This window comes from Pseudoalteromonas sp., from assembly GCF_041629635.1.
Classification (GTDB): domain Bacteria; phylum Pseudomonadota; class Gammaproteobacteria; order Enterobacterales; family Alteromonadaceae; genus Pseudoalteromonas.
This window is the reverse complement of the sequence record NZ_JBFKMX010000215.1, coordinates 1-3,935: the sequence shown is the minus strand read 5'-3', so window position 1 is coordinate 3,935 and position 3,935 is coordinate 1. Positions and strand designations below refer to the sequence as shown.

The window sequence follows — 3,935 nt, the reverse complement described above, 5'->3', positions numbered from 1 at the left end:
GTTCTGGTGATGGGGGATGATTGGCAAGGCAAGTTTGATAATTTCCGATCGCAATGTGAAGTAGTTTATTTACCTCGCACTCCGTCTATTTCGACTACTGAAATCATAGAAGTAGTTCGCTCTACAGAACGCTAAAAAAAAGGCTAACCCAGAGGGTTAGCCTAACGTTCACATGGGAAGAACAATACGTAATTTTTTACATTTAGTTAAAGTGGTAAATCCATTTACCCTGCGTTAGTAACTTTTCTTAGCGCTCAGCAATCACATAACCAAAGCTATTTAATGTTGAGTTATCAAAATGATTTGCTTTAAGTACATTGCCTGTCACTGTTAGTGTTTGACTTTCTGCACTTAAATTAAAGTAGCAACAAAGTGTCTTACCGTTATAACTACGCTCAAAACCAAGAATAGATTCATCGCTTTGCGTAAAGGTAATATCACCATAGAGCAATACTTCAACCTCTTTACGCCAAGCTAAAAACTGCTGACAATGAATAAGCGGAGAGTTGTTGTCAGCCAACTGTTTATTTATCGCAACGGCTTTATGTGCTTCAACAACAGGTAACCATGTTTCACTCTGTGAAAATCCGCCAAACGCACTTTCATTTTCCCAAGGTAGTGGGGTTCGACAGCCATCACGGCCTTTGAAGTTTGGCCAGAAGGTAATACCGTAAGGGTCTTGTAATTGCTCAAAACTAATTTCAGCTTCACCCAAACCTAGCTCTTCACCTTGATACATACAAACACTGCCACGCAGTGTCGCAAGTAGCGCATGGAGCATTTTAACTTGCTCAGTGTTTACAACACCGTCTTTACTCCAGCGAGAGGCAACACGTTCAACATCATGATTGCTAAATGCCCAGCATGGCCAACCTTCAGTCATTTGTGTTTCTAGTGTTTCAACCGTAGTGCGAATGTAACTTGGGCTGTAGTCTTTTGTCAGCAGTTCAAAGCTGTAGCCCATATGCAACTTATTACCACCTGAGGTGTACTCACTCATGGTTGCAAGCGAGTCTTCAGACGATATTTCGCCAAGAGTAACCGCGCCAGGGTATTTATCCATTAGGCTGCGAATCGCTTGCATAAAGGCTAAGTTTTCAGGCTGCGTATTATTGTAATAGTGGTATTGGAAGGCATATGGATTATCTTCACTAAAACCACGACCTTGTCTTAAGTGTTTTGGTTTTGCTGGGTTATCACGAAGCTCTTTGTCATGATAACAGAAGTTAATTGCATCTAAACGGAAGCCATCTACACCCCGTTCAAGCCAAAATTCAACATTATCTAAAACCGCTTTACGCACGTGTTCGTTATGGAAGTTTAAATCCGGTTGCTGGGTTAAAAAGTTATGTAAATAGTACTGGCAGCGACGAGGTTCCCATTGCCATGCACAGCCACCGAAAATTGACAGCCAATTGTTTGGTGGCGAACCGTCTTCATTTGCATCGGCCCAAACATACCAATCTGCTTTTTCATTGGTTTTATCTTCACGGCTTTCAATAAACCATGGATGTTGATCTGAGGTATGACTTAATACCTGATCAATCACAATTTTAATATCGCGTTGATGGGCTTGCTTAATTAGTTCATCAAAGTCTGCAAGTGACCCAAAAAGAGGATCAATGTCACGGTAATCACTAATGTCATAACCAAAGTCTTTCATCGGTGATTTAAAAAACGGTGAAATCCAAACAGCATCCACACCGAGTGCCTTAATATAATCAAGTCGCTTTATAATTCCTTTTAAATCACCCACACCATTATTACTAGTGTCTTGGAAACTGCGTGGGTAGATTTGGTAAATTACCGCACCTTTCCACCAATGTAATTGCGCTGTTAAATTCGACATCGTGTTCTCGTTACTAATTGATGCTATTCGTTTTAATTTATTTGATTATTTATTCGCAGGTGTTTAATCAAGCGAATAGCGTTCAGCTTACGTCATCTTTTAGTCGCGAGTAAAAAGCCTACATACGTATGCATTGAAAATAGTTTAATGTTGGAGGTTATTTTTCATAAAAAGGATTGGTCACACTATGTTACCAATTGTTTTTAATTTAAATTTATCTCCATAAATTCAGGGGTTGCATTGGTCTTACCAATTTATAATATTAAGTGAATTGCACTTTTGAGGTGCATGAAAATACCGTTTATATAGTATTTTGCACAGTTTTGGTTAATCTTTGTGACCAATTTATGTCAGTTTGTTTAAAATAATGATTTGAAAGTGTTTGACTTTAAAAAAATGATATATATCAATTAATAACAAATTTTAAATGTAAAAAAAATGTAACCACTCGGATAGATGCATAAATTTGAATACGTATGCATTTTGTTGTGGTTGTTAAAATTATAGCGGTACTATCACTGTCGGCAACAAACGCGAACTCATTTGGTGCAACTGCTACAAATATTGTGACTAAACGAAATGTTAATAGTGATGGTATTTCGCACCATGATTTGCACTAGTAATAGTCAAACGGGAACAGAAATTTATGTCTATTTTTAAACCAAGCATGCTTACTCTTGCGATGATCGCTGCGGGCGTTTCATCAGCAAATGTATATGCAGCAGAAAACGCAAGTAACGACAAAGAACAAGAAAAAGAAGTTGAAGTTATTGAGGTTACAGGCTTTCGTGCTAGTTTAGTGAAAGCAATTAACACTAAACGCTTTTCACCTGAAGTTGTTGAATCAGTTTCGGCTGAAGACATTGGTAAACTACCAGACTCGTCAATTGCAGAATCAATTGCACGTTTACCAGGCCTTGCTGCGCAGCGCTTAGATGGTCGTGCAAGCCGCGTTACAATTCGTGGTTTTGGTGAAGACCATGTAGGTACGACATTCAATGGTCGTGAGCAAGTATCAATCACGGATAACCGCGGTGCAGAATTAGACTTATACCCGTCTGAAATTATGAGTGCGGTTAAAGTATATAAAACACCAAGTGCAGACTTAGAAGCATCGGGCCTAGCGGGTGTTATTGATTTACAAACAATCAAACCACTTTCAATGGATGAGCGTGTTGTTAAAGTTAACGCGATGTACGAACAAACGGGTTTTGATAAATTAAACCCAGATGCAGACGACAGCGGTTTCCGTGGCACGCTTTCTTATATCGACCAATTTGCAGACAACACATTAGGTGTTGCAGTTGCGTTTAATACAATGTCTTCACCAAACCAAGAAAAACGCTGGAACTCATGGGGTTACCCAGAATTCACAGGTGAAGATGGGCAAACATACTCTGTACTAGGTGGTGCAAAACCATTTGTACGTTCTTCAACGCTTGAGCGTGACTCAGTGATGGCGGTAATTGAATATGTACCAAGCGAGAAGCTTCGTATGGTATTCGACACCCTCTATGTTGATTTTGTCGATGAAAAAATTCTACGTGGTATCGAAATTCCATTTGCTTGGGGTCAAGGTTCAATCAGCCCTGATACCGCTGTTGTTGACGCTGAAACGGGTTTTGTTACATCAGCAGTTACCGAAGGTCAACGCGTTGTTGTACGGAACGACTACGAAGACCGTAGCGCAGAACTAACGTCATTTGGTTTTAATGTTGAATATGATTTAAATGACACATGGTCACTTGAATTTGATGCGAGTCACTCAAGTGTTGAGCGCCGTATTTGGAGTATGGAAAGTTACGCAGGTACGGGCCGTGGTAATTCACGCGGTGTAGCTGATAACTTAGGTTATACATTAAATGCAGGTAATGCCGGTGCAACATTTACGCACGGTCTTGATTACAGCGATTACAACCTTATTCAAATCGGTGGTCCACTTTCTTGGGGTTGGAGCTCGGCGCTTAACGAGAAATACGGTGTTGTAGGCACAGAATACGAAAACCAATTACAAGACGGCTTCTTAAATACACCAGAAGTTGACGACGAATTAAACGCACTTAAATTAGCCGCGTCAAAAGTGGTT

General features: G+C 39.9%; 2 protein-coding genes and 1 pseudogene. 2 read left to right on the top strand and 1 reads right to left on the bottom strand.

Translation table 11 applies throughout. From position 1 onward, the window contains the following. Nucleotides 1-135 (top strand): annotated as a pseudogene (locus ABYD77_RS18185) (glycerol-3-phosphate cytidylyltransferase); the annotation flags it as partial. Nucleotides 136-247: 112 nt separating this feature from the next. Here ABYD77_RS18185 and ABYD77_RS18180 read toward each other — a convergent pair. Beyond that, nucleotides 248-1,849: an alpha-glucosidase gene (locus tag ABYD77_RS18180; RefSeq protein ID WP_372771509.1), complete on the bottom strand. Its 1,602-nt coding sequence runs from the start codon at nt 1,847-1,849 to the stop codon at nt 248-250. Nucleotides 1,850-2,495: 646 nt separating this feature from the next. Here ABYD77_RS18180 and ABYD77_RS18175 point away from each other — a divergent pair. After that, nucleotides 2,496-3,935: TonB-dependent receptor plug domain-containing protein (locus tag ABYD77_RS18175; protein WP_372771508.1), on the top strand; the 1,440-nt coding region annotated here is incomplete at its 3' end.